General features: G+C 63.4%; 15 protein-coding genes. 11 read left to right on the top strand and 4 right to left on the bottom strand.

The annotated features are described in order from the left end of the window. Positions 1-83: 83 nt before the first annotated feature. Genes FA87_RS09500 through moeB form a run of 4 tightly spaced genes read left to right on the top strand, consistent with a single transcriptional unit; the run spans position 84 to position 4,547 of the window. Positions 84-734, top strand: a complete 651-nt coding sequence (locus FA87_RS09500; RefSeq protein ID WP_043694125.1) for a tetratricopeptide repeat protein — start codon at positions 84-86, stop codon at positions 732-734. Further along, the gene (gene bamB / locus FA87_RS09495; protein WP_036113002.1) at positions 731-1,930 is read left to right on the top strand and encodes an outer membrane protein assembly factor BamB; all 1,200 of its coding nucleotides are present in this window, start codon (positions 731-733) and stop codon (positions 1,928-1,930) included. Before FA87_RS09500 ends, bamB begins: the two co-directional genes overlap by 4 nt. A gap of 23 nt (positions 1,931-1,953) precedes the next feature. Beyond that, positions 1,954-3,351, top strand: coding sequence for a ribosome biogenesis GTPase Der (der, locus tag FA87_RS09490; RefSeq protein WP_043694122.1), 1,398 nt, complete (start codon positions 1,954-1,956; stop codon positions 3,349-3,351). A 26-nt stretch (positions 3,352-3,377) separates the two neighbouring features. Continuing rightward, positions 3,378-4,547: a molybdopterin-synthase adenylyltransferase MoeB gene (moeB, locus tag FA87_RS09485; protein WP_043694119.1), complete on the top strand. Its 1,170-nt coding sequence runs from the start codon at positions 3,378-3,380 to the stop codon at positions 4,545-4,547. A gap of 53 nt (positions 4,548-4,600) precedes the next feature. On the opposite strand, the gene FA87_RS09480 is transcribed toward moeB, so the two are convergent. Further along, a complete protein-coding gene (locus FA87_RS09480; RefSeq protein WP_052191260.1) occupies positions 4,601-5,167 on the bottom strand; it encodes a GNAT family N-acetyltransferase in 567 nt (188 codons plus the stop codon). A 65-nt stretch (positions 5,168-5,232) separates the two neighbouring features. Between FA87_RS09480 and folD the strand changes: the two genes are divergently transcribed. The 3 genes from folD (at position 5,233) to guaA (ending at position 9,330) form a co-directional block, all read left to right on the top strand. Continuing rightward, entirely contained in the window at positions 5,233-6,087 is an 855-nt protein-coding gene (folD, locus tag FA87_RS09475) for a bifunctional methylenetetrahydrofolate dehydrogenase/methenyltetrahydrofolate cyclohydrolase FolD (protein ID WP_036113013.1), read from the top strand. Positions 6,088-6,197: 110 nt separating this feature from the next. Continuing rightward, complete coding sequence (gene guaB, locus FA87_RS09470; protein WP_036113016.1) at positions 6,198-7,652, top strand: IMP dehydrogenase; 1,455 nt, start codon at positions 6,198-6,200, stop codon at positions 7,650-7,652. A gap of 121 nt (positions 7,653-7,773) precedes the next feature. Next, positions 7,774-9,330, top strand: a complete 1,557-nt coding sequence (gene guaA / locus FA87_RS09465; RefSeq protein ID WP_043697799.1) for a glutamine-hydrolyzing GMP synthase — start codon at positions 7,774-7,776, stop codon at positions 9,328-9,330. 164 nt (positions 9,331-9,494) lie between these two features. On the opposite strand, the gene FA87_RS09460 is transcribed toward guaA, so the two are convergent. Then, positions 9,495-9,746 (bottom strand): hypothetical protein, encoded by a 252-nt coding sequence (locus tag FA87_RS09460; protein WP_197062395.1) that lies wholly within the window; start codon positions 9,744-9,746, stop codon positions 9,495-9,497. A gap of 421 nt (positions 9,747-10,167) precedes the next feature. Between FA87_RS09460 and FA87_RS09455 the strand changes: the two genes are divergently transcribed. After that, positions 10,168-10,992: a DUF932 domain-containing protein gene (locus FA87_RS09455; RefSeq protein WP_043694116.1), complete on the top strand. Its 825-nt coding sequence runs from the start codon at positions 10,168-10,170 to the stop codon at positions 10,990-10,992. Positions 10,993-11,247: 255 nt separating this feature from the next. Here the strand turns inward: FA87_RS09455 and FA87_RS09450 are convergent, their stop codons facing one another. Then, positions 11,248-14,535: an ATP-binding protein gene (locus tag FA87_RS09450; protein ID WP_043694114.1), complete on the bottom strand. Its 3,288-nt coding sequence runs from the start codon at positions 14,533-14,535 to the stop codon at positions 11,248-11,250. Positions 14,536-15,051: 516 nt separating this feature from the next. Here FA87_RS09450 and FA87_RS09445 point away from each other — a divergent pair. Genes FA87_RS09445 through FA87_RS21150 form a run of 3 tightly spaced genes read left to right on the top strand, consistent with a single transcriptional unit; the run spans position 15,052 to position 16,290 of the window. Then, positions 15,052-15,873, top strand: coding sequence for a type IV toxin-antitoxin system AbiEi family antitoxin domain-containing protein (locus tag FA87_RS09445; RefSeq protein ID WP_043694111.1), 822 nt, complete (start codon positions 15,052-15,054; stop codon positions 15,871-15,873). Continuing rightward, positions 15,857-16,156: a nucleotidyl transferase AbiEii/AbiGii toxin family protein gene (locus FA87_RS09440; RefSeq protein WP_052191259.1), complete on the top strand. Its 300-nt coding sequence runs from the start codon at positions 15,857-15,859 to the stop codon at positions 16,154-16,156. The genes FA87_RS09445 and FA87_RS09440 overlap by 17 nt, the downstream gene beginning before the upstream one ends. After that, complete coding sequence (locus tag FA87_RS21150) at positions 16,153-16,290, top strand: hypothetical protein (RefSeq protein ID WP_239709035.1); 138 nt, start codon at positions 16,153-16,155, stop codon at positions 16,288-16,290. The genes FA87_RS09440 and FA87_RS21150 overlap by 4 nt, the downstream gene beginning before the upstream one ends. A gap of 46 nt (positions 16,291-16,336) precedes the next feature. Here the strand turns inward: FA87_RS21150 and FA87_RS09435 are convergent, their stop codons facing one another. Continuing rightward, positions 16,337-17,080, bottom strand: a complete 744-nt coding sequence (locus tag FA87_RS09435; RefSeq protein ID WP_043694108.1) for an SDR family oxidoreductase — start codon at positions 17,078-17,080, stop codon at positions 16,337-16,339. Positions 17,081-17,089: the final 9 nt, after the last annotated feature.

Raw genomic sequence — 17,089 nt, 5'->3', positions numbered from 1 at the left:
TTGATCCGCCCCGTCATCGTCAGATGGCAGGTGCGGGCTTGTTCCCTTCAGGATGTGCTGCGCGGAGCGCAGTGGGTGATTGCATGTCTTTCGACGTATACGACGACTACGAACAAGGCGAACGCGTCCAGCAATGGCTGCGCAAGAACGGCGTTTCGATCGCCGTCGGCATCGCGCTGGGCCTCGTGCTGATCTTTGGCTGGCAGCAGTGGAAGTCGCACCGCGCCGGTCACGAGCAGGCGGCGGCCGGGGAATATTCGGCGCTTCAGGCGGCCGTGGCGCAGAACAACGCCAATGCGATCGACGTCCACACCGAAACGCTGCTGAAGGATTATGCGGACACCGCCTGGTCCGTCTTCGCAGCGGGCGAGCGGGCGCAGCGCAACGTCATGGCCGGTCAGCTCGACAAGGCTTCGGGCGACCTGGACTGGGCCGTGGCCCATGCCAGGGACGACGCGCTCAAGACACTCGTGCAGCTTCGTGTCGCACAACTCAAGTTTGCCCAGAACAAGCCACAGGACGCCCTCACCGCGCTGGACGCGATGCCGGGCAAGTCGTTTGTGGCCATCGCGCAGGAACTCCGCGGCGATGCGCTGGTCAAGCTTGGACGCCACGACGACGCACGCAAGGCCTATCAGGCGGCGATCGCCGCGATGGGCGACAGCTCACCGCAACGCGGTGTGGTTCAAACAAAGCTCGATGATCTGGCAGTGGCCGGGAAGCAGGGTGCATGAAACGTTTTTGGGCAATCGCGTTGACTTCGTCGCTGGTCGTTCTGGCCGGCTGCCACTCGTTCAAGAAGGAAAACGTCGAACCGCCGACCCCGCTCGACAAGAAGTTTGAGCCGACCCTCAAGGTCGAGCGTCTCTGGAAGTCCAGCATCGGTGACGGCGCCGCCGAGTCCGGTGTGCGTATGCGTCCGACCGTCGTCGACAACGTGCTTTACGCCGCCAGCACCGACGGCAAGATCGCCGCCTTCGAGGCGTCGACCGGCAAGAAGCTGTGGTCCAAGAGCACCCGCCAGCACGGCTGGTTCGGCTGGGGCGACGCCAAGCGCGAAGACGCGCGCTTCTCCGGCGGCCCCGGCGCCGCCGGCGACCTCGTCGCCATCGGCACGCTGGATGGACATCTGTACGGTATCAACGCGAAGGACGGCGAGCGTCGCTGGTCGTCCGAGCTGTCGTCGGAAGTCATCACGGCACCGGTCATCGTCAACGGTCTGGTCGTCGTTCGCTGCAACGACGGTCGCATCTACGGCATCGACGCCAGCAATGGCGAGCGCCGCTGGGTGTTCGACCAGGCCCAGGTGCCGCTCCTCAGCCTGCGTGGCAACGGTCGCCTGCTGATCGCCAACGGCGTGGTGTTCGTCGGCAGCGATGCCGGCAAGCTGATCGCCATTCGCCTGGACAACGGTGAAAAGCTCTGGGAGCAGACGCTCGCCAGTGGTGAAGGCCGTACCGAGATCGATCGCCTGAACGACGCCGATGGCTCGCTGGTCCTCGATGGCACCACGCTTTACGGCGCCGCGTACCATGGCAACCTCACCGCGATCGACGGCCCGAGCGGGCGTCCGCTGTGGAACCACGGCTTCTCGACGTTCACCTCGCTGGACGTGAAAGACAACGCCGTCTACGGTGTCGACGACCAGTCGCAGGTTTTCGCCTTCGACAAGAGCAGCGGCGCCAACATCTGGAAGCAGGCGGGTCTCAAGTACCGCTGGCTGACCGGGCCGGCGATCCAGGGCAACTATGCCGTGGTCGGCGACCTCGACGGTCACATCCACTGGCTGGCGGTCGGCGACGGCAAGATCGCCGCACGTGAGCGCCTGTCCAAGAAAGCCATTCGTGCCCAGCCCCTCGTGGTGGGTGACACCGTGTTCGTTGAAGATGTCGAGGGCCACATCGGCGCCTACCGCATCGCGACGAACTGATCCACAGGATAGATGTAACTCCCATGTTGCCCGTCGTCGCTTTGGTCGGCCGTCCCAATGTCGGTAAGTCGACCCTCTTCAATGCGCTGACGCGTAGCAGGGACGCTCTTGTCGCCGATATGCCCGGCGTCACTCGTGACAGACACTACGGTGTCTGTCGTCTCGGTCCCCGACCGTTCGTTGTCGTGGATACCGGCGGCTTGTCCGGTAGTGATGAAGGCATTGAAGGCCTCACCGCGCAGCAGGTTCGTCTCGCGATCTGCGAGGCCAACCTGCTCGTCTTCGTGGTGGATGCCCGTGATGGCGTCCTCCCGCTGGATGCCGGCATCCTCACCGAGCTCCGCCGCAGTGGCAAGCCGGTCATCGTCGTCGTCAACAAGACCGACGGCGTCGATGAAATCGTGGCGCTGGGCGAGTTCGCTTCGTTCGGCATCGCCGAAACGCTGCCCATGTCCGCTGCGCACAACCGCGGCGTCGACGTGCTGGTGGTCAAAGCCATCGGTTACCTGCCGGACGACAGGGATAACGACCCCGCGCTCGAAGATCAGGGCATCCGCGTGGCGATCGTCGGTCGTCCCAATGCCGGCAAGTCCACGTTGATCAATCGTCTGCTGGGCGAGGATCGTCTCATCGTTTCGGACCTCGCCGGCACCACGCGCGATCCGATCCGGGTATCGCTGGAGCGTGACGGCAAGCGCTACACGCTGATCGATACCGCCGGCGTGCGCCGTCGTGCACGCGTCGAGGAAGCGGTAGAGAAATTCAGCGTCATCAAGACGTTGCAGTCCATTGCTGCGTCGCAGGTGACGGTCGTTCTGATCGATGCCCGGGAAAATCTCGCCGACCAGGACCTGACCCTCATCGGGCACGCCATCGAAGAAGGCCGGGCGCTGGTCATCGCGGTGAACAAGTGGGACGGCATGGATTCCTATGCCCGCGAGCAGACGCAGAAAGCGCTCGAGCGCCGCCTGCAGTTCGCCGAGTGGGCGAAGACGGTCTTCATTTCCGCGCTGCACGGCTCCGGCCTGCGAGAACTCATGAAGGCGGTCATCCGTGCTCACGGGGCAGCGACGAAGGTACTGACGTCCAGCGAACTGACCCGGACGCTCGAGCAGGCTTACGAGGCCTATCAGCCGCCGTTGGTGCGCGGGCATGCGCCCAAGCTGCGTTACGCCCATCCGGGCGGATTCAATCCGCCGACGATCGTGATCCACGGCAGCCGGACCAAGCACATCGCGCCGGCTTACCGCCGTTACCTGGAAGGGTTCTTCCGCAAGCGTTACAAGCTGGAAGGCACGCCCATCCGTATCGATTTCCGCGATGGTGAGAACCCGTTCGCCGGCAAGAAGAACGTCCTGACGGAGGGCCAGCAGCGCCGCCGCCGGGAAATGATCCGCAACGCGAAGCGACGCGAGAAGTAAGCGTCGCCCTCGCAGAGGTGCCTCGCATGACCGAAGACCTGGGTAGGGATCGCTGGCTGGCCGAGTTGCGCCAGCGGGTGCCCGAGATCGCCGCGACCGATGCCTTGTCCCGCCAGCTGGACGGGGCATTGCTGATCGATGTCCGTGAGGACAACGAGCGCAGCGAGGGCACGCCGGCAGGTGCGAGCGGGCTCTCACGTGGATTTCTTGAGCTGCGCATCGAGCAGATCGAGCCGGACCGGCAGCGCGAGATCCTCGTGCTCTGTGGCAGCGGCCAGCGCTCGTTGCTCGCCGCCGAGGCCTTGCAGCGCATGGGCTATGCCCGGGTGTCGTCGGTCGCGGGCGGCATGGCGGCGTGGAAGGTCGCGGGCTTACCGGTGCTTGCGGGTGCGCTCGATAGCGACGCCGCTGAGCGTTACGCCCGACAGGTGTTGCTACCGCAGGTCGGTGAGGCTGGGCAGTCCAGGCTTGCCGCCGCTCGCGTGGCCGTGATCGGGGCGGGCGGCCTGGGGTCTCCGGCGTTGCTTTACCTCGCCGCGGCCGGCGTCGGGCATCTAACCCTGATCGACGACGATCGCGTCGAGCGATCCAATCTGCATCGCCAGGTCGTCCATGCGGACGCGCGCGTGGGCATGAGCAAGGCGGAGTCGGCCCGGATGACGCTGCTTGCGCTCAACCCGCGCATTCATGTCCGTGTCGTGGTCGAGCGCCTCCGCGCGGACAACGTCGAAGCGATGATCGGCGGCCACGACGTGGTGATCGATGGCGCGGACAATTTCGCCACGCGCTACCTGCTGGCCGCGGCAACGCGGCGCCTGGGGCTGCCCATGGTCTATGCCGCGATCGAGCGCTTCACTGGTCAGGCGAGTGTGTTCGATCCGCGACGCGCGGAGTCTCCCTGCTACCGCTGCCTGTTCCCCGAGCCGCCGGCGGCCGCCGATGCGCCCAACTGCAGCGAGGCCGGTGTGCTGGGGGTGCTTCCCGGACTGGTGGGCATGGTGCAGGCCACCGAAGCGATGAAGCTGATCCTTGGCGTCGGCGAAACGCTCGTCGGACGATTGCTGACTTACGACGCCCTCGGCATGCGTTTCCGCGAGCTGAAGCTGAGGCGCGATCCGCAGTGCCCGGGTTGCGGTGACGGGGCGTCCTTCGACGGCTATGTGGACCTCGAGCGGATGTGCGCGATCGCCGGCTGAGGCGTTGCGGGTCGGTTGCGGGCTTCATGCTTACGGGAAGCCGGAAGACTCGCTCACAATCGATCCCCGGACACGACGGAATACATCGCAGCGTCGACAGGTTTATTTTGTAAAACCAATCGGTTACGAAGTATTCCTTCAAATATGCCTCCGATGCGTTCAGCTGTCTTCCGGCTCGGCACGTTGTCGTGCGCCGCGACGATTTCCAGCCGCGAGACCCGCACGGCCTCGAAAGCGAACTGGACCGCGAGCTTGCCCGCCCGTGCCGCGACGCCCTGGCCCTGCGCCGACTCACGCACCCAGTAACCGAGGTTGGCAAAACGGTGCTCGCGATTGAGGTGGTTCACGCCCATGCCGCCGAGCAGTGCGTCCGTCGCTGCATCGAACACGAGGAACTCATGGCCTTCGCCCATCAGCCAGGCCTTCTGGCAGGTTGCGATCCATGCCGCCGCGTCCATGGGCGTGTATCCCGCATGGCACCAGTCCTGCCAGCGGCCGACGGTCGCGACGGACTCGCGCACGGCTTCGGCGAGGGCCTCCATGTCGCCGGTACGGTGCGGGCGAAGCGTGATCCGCCCATCGGTCAGGGCGTTTGGGTAGGGAAGGGTTTCGATGGCCATGCCGGAGAGTATGCAAGCGTCGTAAGCTCAGGGGATAATGTCCGGTTTCCAAAGGGCGATATCCCATGACCGCACGTATTCTCGACGGCAAGCGCATCGCCCAGGAACTGCTCGAGCATATCGGGCGTCGTGTCGCCAAACGCGTTACCGAGGGGCATCGCGCCCCCGGACTCGCGGTGGTTCTGGTCGGCGAAGACCCGGCCTCTGCGGTTTACGTCAGGAACAAGCGCAAAGCCTGTCAGCAGGTGGGCTTCAAGTCGTTCGGCTACGACCTTCCGGCCGAAACGTCGCAGGAAGAACTTTTTGCGCTGATCGACAAGCTCAACGCGGATCCGGCGGTGCACGGCATCCTCGTACAGTCGCCGCTGCCCGCGCATATCGATGAAGAGGCGCTGGTCGACCGGATCGATCCGATGAAAGATGTCGATGGCTTCCAGGCGGTCAATGTCGGTCGCCTCGCGCTGCGCCGTTTCGGTCTGCGTCCGTGCACGCCCAAGGGTGTGATGACGCTGCTGGGTCATACCGATCGCCCGGTGCGCGGCGAGCACGCGGTCATCGTTGGCGTCTCAAATCACGTCGGTCGGCCGCTCGCACTGGAGCTACTTATTGCAGGCAGTACAGTCACTTGCTGCCACAAGTTCACCCAGAATCTCGAAGGCTTCGTGGCGCAGGCGGACATCCTCGTCGTGGCCGCGGGTAAGCCGGGGCTGGTCAGGGGTGAATGGATCAAGCCGGGCGCCGTGGTCATCGACGTAGGTATCAATCGCCTGGAGGACGGGCGTCTGGTGGGCGACGTGGAATTCGCCCCCGCGGCCGAGCGTGCGTCATGGATCACGCCGGTGCCGGGTGGGGTGGGACCGATGACGGTGGCGACGTTGATGGAGAACACGCTGGAGGCGGCGGAGGCTCTCGACGGTTGATAGGCAGGGGATCGCCGGCATGGCCGGATCCTACCGGAGCGGACTCGTCGCGCTGTCGTTTTGCTGCAACGCACGCTATAATGCCGCGATTTACTCGCGGGACTAATGCTATGCGCATCCTTGCCGAGGCACTCACTTACGATGACGTGTTCCTGGTTCCCGGCCACTCCACGGTTATGCCCCGTGATGTGGATACCTCAACGCGGTTCACGCGCGGCCTGCGCCTGAATATACCCATCGTGTCCGCCGCCATGGACACCGTGACCGAAGCCCGCCTCGCCATCACGATGGCCCAGAACGGCGGCATCGGCATCATCCACAAGAACATGACCGCCGAGCTCCAGGCCGCTGAAGTACGCCTGGTCAAGAAGTTCGAAGCCGGCGTCATCCGCAGCCCGATCACCGTCCGTCCGGACACCTCGATCGGCGACGTCATGGCCCTGACCCGCGCGCACAACATCTCCGGCGTGCCGGTCGTCGACGGCGAGAAGCTGGTCGGCATCGTCACCAGCCGCGACCTGCGTTTCGAGCGTAAGCACGACGATCCGGTGCGCAACATCATGACCCGCGAAGATCGCCTGGTCACGGTGAAGGAAGGCGCCTCGCACGACGAAGTCCTCGAACTGCTGCACCGCAACCGCATCGAAAAGGTCCTGGTCGTCAACGACAGCTTCCAGCTGCGCGGTCTGATCACGGTCAAGGACATCCAGAAAGCCCGCGACAATCCCAACGCCGCCAAAGACTCGCATGAGCGCCTGGTCGTGGGCGCCGCCGTGGGTGTGGGTGGCGACACCGAGCGTCGCATCGAGCTCCTGGTCGACGCCGGCGTGGACGTGGTCGTGGTCGACACGGCGCATGGTCACTCGCAGGCGGTCATCGACCGCGCGGGCTGGGTCAAGAAGCATTACCCGCAGGTCCAGGTCATCGCCGGCAACATCGTCACCGGTGAGGCGGCGCGTGCGCTGCTCGACGCCGGTGTCGACGCGGTCAAGGTCGGTGTGGGTCCCGGGTCCATCTGCACCACCCGTATCGTCACCGGTATCGGCGTACCGCAGATCACCTCGATCGACATGGTCGCCACCGCGCTGAAGGGCGAGATTCCGCTCATCGCCGACGGCGGCATCCGTTACTCGGGCGACATCCCCAAGGCACTGGCCGCCGGCGCGTCCTCGGTCATGCTCGGCTCGATGTTCGCCGGTACCGAAGAAGCCCCGGGTGAGGTCGAGCTGTTCCAGGGTCGTTCCTACAAGAGCTACCGCGGCATGGGCTCCATTGGCGCCATGCAGCTGGGCTCCAAGGACCGTTACTTCCAGGACGAAGCCGACGCCGACAAGCTCGTGCCGGAAGGCATCGAAGGTCGCGTGCCGTATCGCGGTCCCCTGCGCAACATCATTCACCAGATGATGGGCGGGCTGCGTGCCTCCATGGGTTACATGGGCGCGGCCTCGATCGAAGAGATTCACGAGAAGGCCCAGTTTGTGAAGGTGACCGGCGCCGGTGTGCTCGAAGCGCATCCGCACGACATCCAGATCACGAAGGAAGCGCCGAACTACCGCCGGGACTGATGCGCTCACGCGCTCGCCCCCCGGTGACCCAGGACGCCCGCCGCAAGTGGGCGTTCTGCTTTTTCAGGCCAACGCGCAGCGCGCGGGGCCTCCAGAAATTTCATACTGCCAGGCCGCCACGATGACCGATATCCACAGCGACAAGATCCTCATCCTCGACTTCGGTTCGCAGTACACGCAGCTGATCGCCCGCCGCATCCGCGAGATCGGCGTCTATTGCGAGGTGTGGGGCTGGGATCACGCACCGGACGAGATCGCTGGCTTCAACCCGAAGGGCGTCATCCTTTCGGGCGGCCCGGAATCGGTGACCGAGGACAACTCGCCGCGCGCGCCCCAGCAGGTCTTCGACCTCGGCGTGCCGGTGCTGGGCATCTGCTACGGCATGCAGACCATGGCCGAACAGCTCGGCGGCAAGGTCGAGGCCGGCCACGATCGCGAGTTCGGTCCGGCCACCATCACCTTCGGCAGCTGCGCGCTGTTCGACACGGTGGTCGAGGACGGTGAGGCGCTGGGTGTATGGATGTCGCACGGCGACCGCGTCACCGCGATCCCGGAAGGTTTCAGGGTCACCGCGTCGACGTCCAGCCTGCCGCTCGCCGCCATCGCCGACGACACGCGCCGCTTCTACGGCGTCCAGTTCCACCCGGAAGTGACCCACACCAAGCGCGGCATGGAGCTCCTCCGCCGTTTCGTCGTCGACCTCTGTGGCTCGGCCACGCTGTGGGACGCCGCACACATCATCGAAGACGCCGTCGCCCGCGTGCGCGAGCAGGTCGGCAGCGATCGCGTGCTCCTGGGTCTCAGCGGCGGTGTGGATTCGTCCGTCGTGGCCGCGCTACTCGAGAAGGCCATCGGCAACCAGCTGACGTGCGTCTTCGTCGATACGGGTCTGCTGCGTTTCCAGGAAGGCGACCAGGTCATGACCACCATGGCCGAGCACATGGGCGTGCATGTCATCCGCGTGGATGCGAAGCAGCGTTATTTCGACGCGCTGGCTGGCGTGGAAGACCCGGAAGCCAAGCGCAAGGTCATCGGCCGCCTGTTCATCGAGATCTTCGACGAAGAGTCGGCCAAGCTTGAAGGCGTGAAGTGGCTGGCCCAGGGCACGATCTATCCCGACGTCATCGAATCCGCCGGCAGCAAGACGGGCAAGGCCCACGTCATCAAGAGCCATCACAACGTCGGCGGCCTGCCGGAACACATGAAGCTCAAGCTGGTCGAGCCGTTGCGCGAGCTGTTCAAGGACGAAGTCCGCCGCATCGGCGTCGAGCTCGGCCTGCCGCGCGAGATGGTCTATCGCCATCCCTTCCCGGGTCCGGGTCTGGGCGTGCGCGTGCTGGGCGAGGTAAAGGCGGAATACGTCGACCTGCTGCAGCGGGCCGATGCGATCTTCATCGAGGAGCTGCGCAGCCATGGTCTGTATGACCGGGTGAGCCAGGCTTTCGCGGTGTTCCTGCCGGTGCGCTCGGTGGGCGTGGTGGGTGACGGCCGGGCTTACGAGTGGGTGATCGCGCTGCGTGCCGTGGAGACGATCGACTTCATGACGGCGCACTGGGCGCATCTGCCGTACGACTTTCTTGATAAGTGCTCGACGAGAATTATCAATGAGTTGCGTGGTATTTCTCGCGTCGTTTATGATATTTCGGGGAAGCCGCCGGCTACTATTGAGTGGGAGTGAATTGACGTCCTTCGAGGACTATTTGCACTTTCACGCGGAGAAACGCCTGAGTGCCTACGCGCGCGATGCGCGGCGGGCCGGGAAGATCGTTGTTTAACCCAGCGCTGGGGCGTCGCCAGACGCCCCAGCAGCGCATCCCAAACGGATGCGCTGCTGGCGTCCCGTCAGCGGGGCCAGCCGTCATAGCGCACGTCATCGAAGAAACTGGGGCCGACTTCGATGCGCAGCGAAGAGTGACGTTGCAGGATCTTCTTCGCCACCTCCGGCGAGGCAGCGTCGGTGAAGTCGAGAAGGTAGCCGTAGACCATTTCGCCGCTGTTGCCGTCCAGCGGCATTGCTTCTACATCGGCGAGATCATCGACCTCGTGCAACTCCAGGCCCAGTAACTCGGCATAGGCTTCGGACACGATGCGCATGGGCGGTTCGCCATCGTGATCGTCGTCCCCCCAGTTGGTATCGAGGGACGCCTTGGTGACTTCGCAGTCCACCGATCCGTAGCACCGGCGGTCCGCAAAAAATCGGCTACGAGCAAGTGTCTGGAATAGCCAGGCGGGCGGGCGTCCCCGGCAGGGCTGGGCCGCGCTCTCGTGCTTCGCATCGAACCTCGCTGCGCGAGTTTCGCCCCCTACGGGCTTCCATCGCTGGTGCCTATGGCCCGGATTCCTCGATCCGGGCGCGCTCCTGACCGTCGCGGGCGATGAACTCAGGAAAGACGGTGGCAACAGGGCCAACCGGGTTTCTCGTGCCGACCGCACAGAACCGCCGAAAGGCGGGCTCCGAATCTAGGAATGCGGTGTGCGGCTTGAACAGCCAACTCTTTTCGTCAGGAGAAATGCCATGCAACTCGCTTCCCGTTTCGCTTCGCGCTCGCCGGTACTGCGTTCGGAATATCCCTTGTCCGACGATCAAATCCGCGCCGTAGCGTCTTCCATCTTCGCGGACGCCCCGCACGAAAGCCGCTCCGAGCGATACAGCTACATCCCCACCGCCACGGTGCTGCAAGAACTGCGCGGCGAAGGTTTTGAGCCTTTCATGGTGTGCCAGACCCGCGTGCGGCAGGAAGACCGCCGCGACTACACCAAGCACATGATCCGGCTGCGCCATGCCAGCCAGATCAACGGACGCGAAGCCAACGAAATCATCCTGCTGAACTCGCATGACGGCACCAGCAGCTATCAGATGTTGGCCGGCATGTTCCGGTTCGTGTGCAGCAATGGCCTTGTCTGCGGCGACACCGTGGCGGACGTGCGCGTATCCCACAAGGGCGACGTAGCCGGGCACGTCATCGAAGGCGCTTACGAAGTCCTGCACGGCTTCGACCGCGCGCAGGCATCCCGCGATGCCATGCAGTCCATCACGCTCGACAACGGCAAGGCGGAAGTGTTCGCCCGCGCTGCGCTAGCGTTGAAGTACGACGAAGCCACGCCCGCGCCCACCACGGAATCGCAAATGCTGATGCCGCGCCGTCACGACGACAGCCGCCGCGACCTGTGGAGCGTGTTCAACCGCACGCAAGAAAACCTCATCAAAGGCGGCCTGTCCTCCCGCGCAGCGAATGGTCGCCGCCAGACCACGCGTCCGGTGCAAGGCATCGACAACGGCATCCGCCTCAATCGCGCCCTGTGGCTGCTGGCCGATGGCCTGCGCCAGTTGAAAGGCTAATTCCCCACGCGGCAGGGGCAGGCAGCAGCTCTCGCCGCATCTCTCGCTGCTGCATCCCTACCGCTAGGAGCTATCACCATGCCGCATGGTGGATTGTCGAAACGAAAGAGTAAGCGTGGCGAAAATCGTGACGCGTGCTGAAAAATCGGCCCCGGCGCAGTGGCACCGGGGCCCTCCAAGAACGTCCGGGCGCCGCCCGTTGGCCGCGCCCGGCTGCGACGAGCAGCACCAAGCACCACCCATTCCAGACTGAAGCTATTTTGGCAGCGGAACTTGTTCGCGTGCCGGGATCTTCTGAAGTGGTAGTAGATCCATAACGTCGCAGAACAAAGCGCGCTGCTTCCAGTCGCTTCTGTCGCCGACCACGTAGAAGCGACGTTTGGCGCGCGTCGCCGCGACGTTCAGGAGGTTGGGCTCCGATACCGCCCAGTTGCGAGCACCTGATCCCTCCGTATTGCCACCCAGCACCATGATGACGACCGGCGCTTCCTTGCCTTGCATGGTGTGGATCGTGCCGGACACCATCTTGCTGCGGAGCATGCGCTTGAGATTTTGCTGGACCGCCTTAAAGGGCGTGATGACCGAAATGTCCTTGGCGGTAACACCATCTTCATGCAACAACGCGAGCAACTCGCGTAGGGCATGGCCTTCGGCGGGCACCCAGTTTCCTTCGGATGGACCGCTGGCTTGTATCCAACCCGTCGGCAAACTGGCGCGTGTTTCCTTGTCCGCGCGCGGTGCCATCGTTCCATACACCATCGCTCCGTCATAGGCGATGCGGTTGGCCAACTCGTGCATGGGCTTGTCACAGCGACGATGCACGACCAGCGGCAGCCCAACCCAGGTCTTGCTGTCGGCCGGTCCCGCCATGCGCCCCCACGGGGTGGCTTCGTCAGCCAGCGTCTGAGCGGACTGATGGTTGGGGAGCCAATGTGGCTCGACACGGTAGCGTGTGCGCATGTGTTCCAGCACCGCATCGGACACGGTGACAATGGGCTTGAGTTGCAGCGGGTCTCCCACCAGCAACGCACGGCGAGACCGCCACAGTGCCCCCACGGCCGCCTGGGGCGAAGCTTGGCCGGCCTCGTCCACGAACAGCCAGCCGATCTCGCTGGCGCCCAAAGAACCAAATGAGCGGGCGAACGATGCGAAGGTGCTGCTCAGTACCGGCACGACCATGAACAGCGAAGCCCACGCTGAGCGAATGGCATCCCGTGAAAGCCCTTGATAACGCGAGCCTGTCAACAGGCCGTTAATGAAATACAAGTTGGAACGCATCCGGGATGCCTCCAACTCGAAGAACGTCTGATGGAGCTTTAATGCTTGGATGAAGACGCGCGCACGTGCTTGCCGCCAACCGTCAATACGCCAAGGCTCGGCTAACTCAATGGCATCGCCACGACCGATGACACCGCCTTGTAACCACGCGAGCAGGTGATCGGCCCGGCATGTAGTTGCCAGTCCGGTGGCATCGCGCGTCAAGGCTTGCTCTTTGTCCTTCGATCGCTGAAGCGCGCGGTGCGCATCGGCGATCTGCTTTTCCAAGTTCCTCCTCGATGCGTCGAGTTGCGTGGTCAGGCGGGCGATCCGCGAGAACTCGGCCTTAGCCAAATCATGCTGGCCTTCCAGCAATGCCTGCGTTGTATCCCAGTCGCGCTGAGTCCTCCACAGGCTGAACAAATTCGCCAAGAAACCCGGTTTGCGGGTTTGGTGTTGCACAAGTGCGTCCAGGCACTGCTTGAGTGCCGTGTTAGCGGGGCGGCTTTCCTCTGCATCCAAGCGCGAGAGCTGATTGACCGCATCGGTCAGCTCCTGTTCGAGTGCGCGAAGTGCGTTGGACTTGTCGGCAATCGTCCTCCTAGTCTGGCAAATAGCCTGGATCAGCTCACGGATGCGATTGGCATCGGAGCATGCCTTGCGCGCCACCGCCTTGACCGCTTCGTAGTCAGAGACGGCTTGTTGCCATAAGGCTTGACGCTCCTCAGAAGAACGAGTCGCGTTGATCTCGGCATTCGCGCCGAGCCACCCCAGCAAACCCTTTGGTCCTTTCTCTGTCTCGGGTGGTGCCTCATCGTCCTGATCGCCGCTGCCGTCATCGCTCTCCGCCTCTGTGGAGGTATCGCAGAACAGGCCGTCCACGATGCTGTCGATGCCCGTATCAGATTCGAGGTCGGTATCGTCTTCAGTTGCTGAGTCAGGCTTGCATTCGCTGCCGGAGGGGCGCTGACCATAGAAGTAGCGCTTCACGAACTTGGTCCGTCGCGTCTTGCTGCCCAATGGCCCGGAAATCAGCCCCCAAGCGGGCTTGCCGGCAACCAGCTCCCCAAACTCGGCGAAATACTCGGCTTCGGGTAGCCAGCTCTCGTCGATCTTGTCACGCTGGGGCAATTCGAGCGTGACGTTCTCCACGGCACCATTGTTGGACGAAGCAACCACGATCTCGAAGCCATACAGTGCCGGGTTTAGCTTGAAACAGGCCTGCTGCTTGCCACCGTCGTTGGCAGCTTCCCGTCCGTTGCTCATGAACCCTTCGGAGGCACGACGTAAGGTGGCAAGCACGTCAGCCCGGCTGGTGACGATGGAGGCAATCAAGTCCCGCAATAGGGTCGTCTTTCCGGTGCCAGGCGGACCATTGACGCCTAGCAAGCCCTGTCCATTGGACAGAGTAGACAGAATCGTGTTGACGGCCAGTTGCTGGGAATGCACAAGGCCCAAGTGATGCTCCGTAGGCCAGCAGCTATCGGCATAGACATTCGGCATCAGTCGGTCGATCAGTGGGAGCGATGCACGGTCATCGTCCACGTGCAAACGCGGCTGGGGATCATGCCGACGCAAATACTGATCCAGCGGATCACTTATCACGCCCTTGCCGATGTTGTCGGCAACATCGGCAAGATCGTCGAGCAGGAAACTGTTGAGCGGATCGTCTTCCGATTCGGGCTTGTCGGGATGCACGGGCTGGGAGCGAAAGCGAAATCGGTGGCGATCCAGGTCGCCAAAGAAATCAGCTACGCCGAGAAACTGGAGAATCCATTGAGTCAGTTCGCGCAAAGCGTTGCTGGACACCTGCTCTTCGAGCAGCGTCTTCGCGTGGTCGCCGATGGTCCTTTGATCGTCCTCGAATCCTCGGGTCCAGTCCTTTCTGGCCAGCACGCGTCCTAGGAACCACGCTTCGCTGGAAAGCACGAAGCTGTCATCGACCAACCGGCCTTCCATGGTGAATTTTGCCGCGAACAGCGCCGATTCACGGAACTGCGGCTCTCGATAGCCTTGATCGGCGCCATAGACTTCGTTGAACTTGTTGGCCACGAGGCGACTGTCATACAGATGGGCAAAAAGCGTATGGCTCCATACGCGCCTCTTGGGTAGGCCCTGTTTGCTGACGACGCTTTCCGCTACCCACGGAACAATGGGGCGCTGGATGGGTGTGTCGTGGATGAACGCCTCGTATTGGCCGCTACGTTTTTTCAGCTTGGGTGCCGACTGTGGTTGCAGTAACTCGACGGCATGCCAATAACGGATGATGCTCTCTTGGTCCTTCAATATTTCTTCCTCTCAATAGCCATTCGGATCCCACTCAGTGATGGGCGTGGTCCGACGTTCAACTCGATGCATAGAAGCGGCATTGGCGTGTCAAACTTGACGCCCTGAATACCAAGAATGCGCAGATCCTGAATAATCGCATGTCACGGCGATGGTTGGAGCGTTAACACTTGCCGTGACTCTCTGGACTGGGTTGTGCATGTGCCTGCCATCTTCGATGCTGATGGTTCACCGCCTGTACGTCACGAAGGACGGTTCACCGACACGCCGCCCGGCCTTGCCATGGTGCTTCCATGCCACGCCTCAACCACGATGGCGGCGAGGGGAGTTCTTGCCTGGTCGCCACTCAAATCTGGGGGGGGGGCGCCGCGCACCATGACGTTGACCAGGATCGCTTCTGGTTGGCAACACGCGGTTTTCATTTGTCCAGAAAAGATCACTCTGGATAATCTTTTTCCTGAATTTTCAAACTTATAGTCCTTGGCGTAAGTTTATAAAAATGGTATTTTGAGCACTATGGATGCTCAAAATTCAGGAAAATTGAACCGTTTGGTGGGCGAACTGGGCGATACCCGCCTGGTGTCCAGCCGCTGGCTGCGCGCGCATGACTACTCCAACAGCCTGGTCGCGCGCTATGTCGGCAGCGGCTGGCTGGTGTCGCCGGCGCGTGGCGTGTACATGCGCGCGGGCGGGCGGCTGCAATGGGATGGTGTGGTCCGCAGCCTGCAGGTCGGGGAGGGCATGCCACTGCATGTCGGCGGGCGTTTCGCACTGGCCTTGCAAGGGCACGAGCACTACTTGCGTTTGGGCGATGCCGGAACGATCACGCTTTATGGGCCAGCGCCTCCGCCGGGCTGGGTCGGCAAACTATCTATGGAGCAGCGCTTCGAGTACCAGGGCAAAGGGCCGTTCGATCTGCCGGCCGTGTCCTTCACTGCGGAAGTCTTCGAGACGGCGCTATCCAAGGTGGGTCTGGCCTTGCACTCTGCTGCACCTGGCGTCGATGCCTTGGTCTGCTCGACGCCCGAGCGGGCCATGCTGGAGTTGTGCGATGGCGTATCGGATGCGGCAGGGGTCTACGAGGCCGATGCGCTGATGCAGGCCATGACCACACTGCGACCACAGCGCGTCGCTCTGCTGCTGCGCCACTGCGGCAGCATCAAGGCCAAGCGGCTGTTCCTGGCGCTGGCCGATCGTCATCGGCATGCCTGGCTGGCCCACGTGTCAATGGATGGCGTCGATCTGGGCCGGGGTAAGCGCGCGTTGCTGACCGGCGGACGCCTGCATCCGACCTACCAGATCACCTTGCCGGGAGACCTCGATGATCGCCTGGCTTGATCGATGGGATCGACGCTATACCGACCGTGTGCGGTTGCTGGTGGAGATCCTGCCGGTGCTGGCCCAGGAGCCGCGCTTCGCGCTCAAGGGCGGCACCGCAATCAACCTGTTCGAGCATGACCTGCCGCGTCTGTCCGTGGACATCGACCTGGCCTGGCTGCCGGTGCACGACTATGCCGAGGATGCGAAGCTGATCGCTGAAGCGCTCGTGCGCCTGGCCGATGCGAGCCATCGTGCGCCTTTCTGCAATCGCTCGAGGATGAGCAGCCGGATTTCGGTTTGATCGGCCTTGCCCATGCGGCCGATCTGCCCGGCGTGCGGCGCAAGCTGCACAACCTGGCACAGCGCACGGCCGCCAAACGCGCTGCGGATCGTGGGCAGTTGGCGGACGTGCTGGCGCGCATCAAGACGCGCTGACGCAGCGGGTAATACAAAAGGCGGTGGAGCGATCGCGAACCTCGGATCAGTGAGTTGCAGCCAGCGCCACCGCGTCATCGCCAGCAGGAATATGTGACGGACTTTCCGCATCGTTCGCCGCAAGCCATACCGCCTCGGCGACCTGCACCGACCGCGTGATGGGATGATTGCCTTGCCAGCTAGCGAATACGTTCTTCGCCAGTTCCGCGTACGGCTCGGGGAAACCCGCCGCCATGCGTGGCTGGGCGTTCTCGCCGAACCGCGTGTCAGGCGCGCGGCCCGGCAGCACGACACGAACACGCACGTTGAACTGCTCCAGTTCGAGCGCCAGCGAGTCGGAGAAGGCATTCACCGCGGCCTTGCTCGCCGTATAGACGGACAGCAGATGCAGGGGGCGGAGCGTCACGGTCGAGGTCACATTGACGATCACGCCGTCCTTGCGCTCGCGCATCTGCGGAACGAAAGCCTGCGTCACGGCGATGCTGCCGAGCGTATTGGTCTCGAATACGTCGCGGGCAACGTCCATTGGCGTGCCCTCCAGCGCGTTGAGCATGCCGATCCCCGCATTGTTGACCAGAACGTCGATCGGGCCGGCGTCCGCCACGGCCCGGCGGATGCTGGCCGGATCGGTGACGTCGAGTGCGATCACCCGCAGGCGGTCGGAGCGGGGCAGGACGTCTTCGCGTGGCGTGCGCATGGTGGCGACGACATGCCAGTCGCGGTCGAGGAAGTAGCGGGCGATCTCGAGGCCGAAGCCGGACGAGCAGCCGGTGATCAGGACGGTTTTCATGGGATCTCT

Source organism: Luteibacter sp. 9133 (genome assembly GCF_000800155.1).
GTDB lineage: Bacteria > Pseudomonadota > Gammaproteobacteria > Xanthomonadales > Rhodanobacteraceae > Luteibacter > Luteibacter mycovicinus.
Note: the sequence above shows the minus strand (reverse complement) of the source record. Positions and strands in the feature narration are given on the sequence as shown.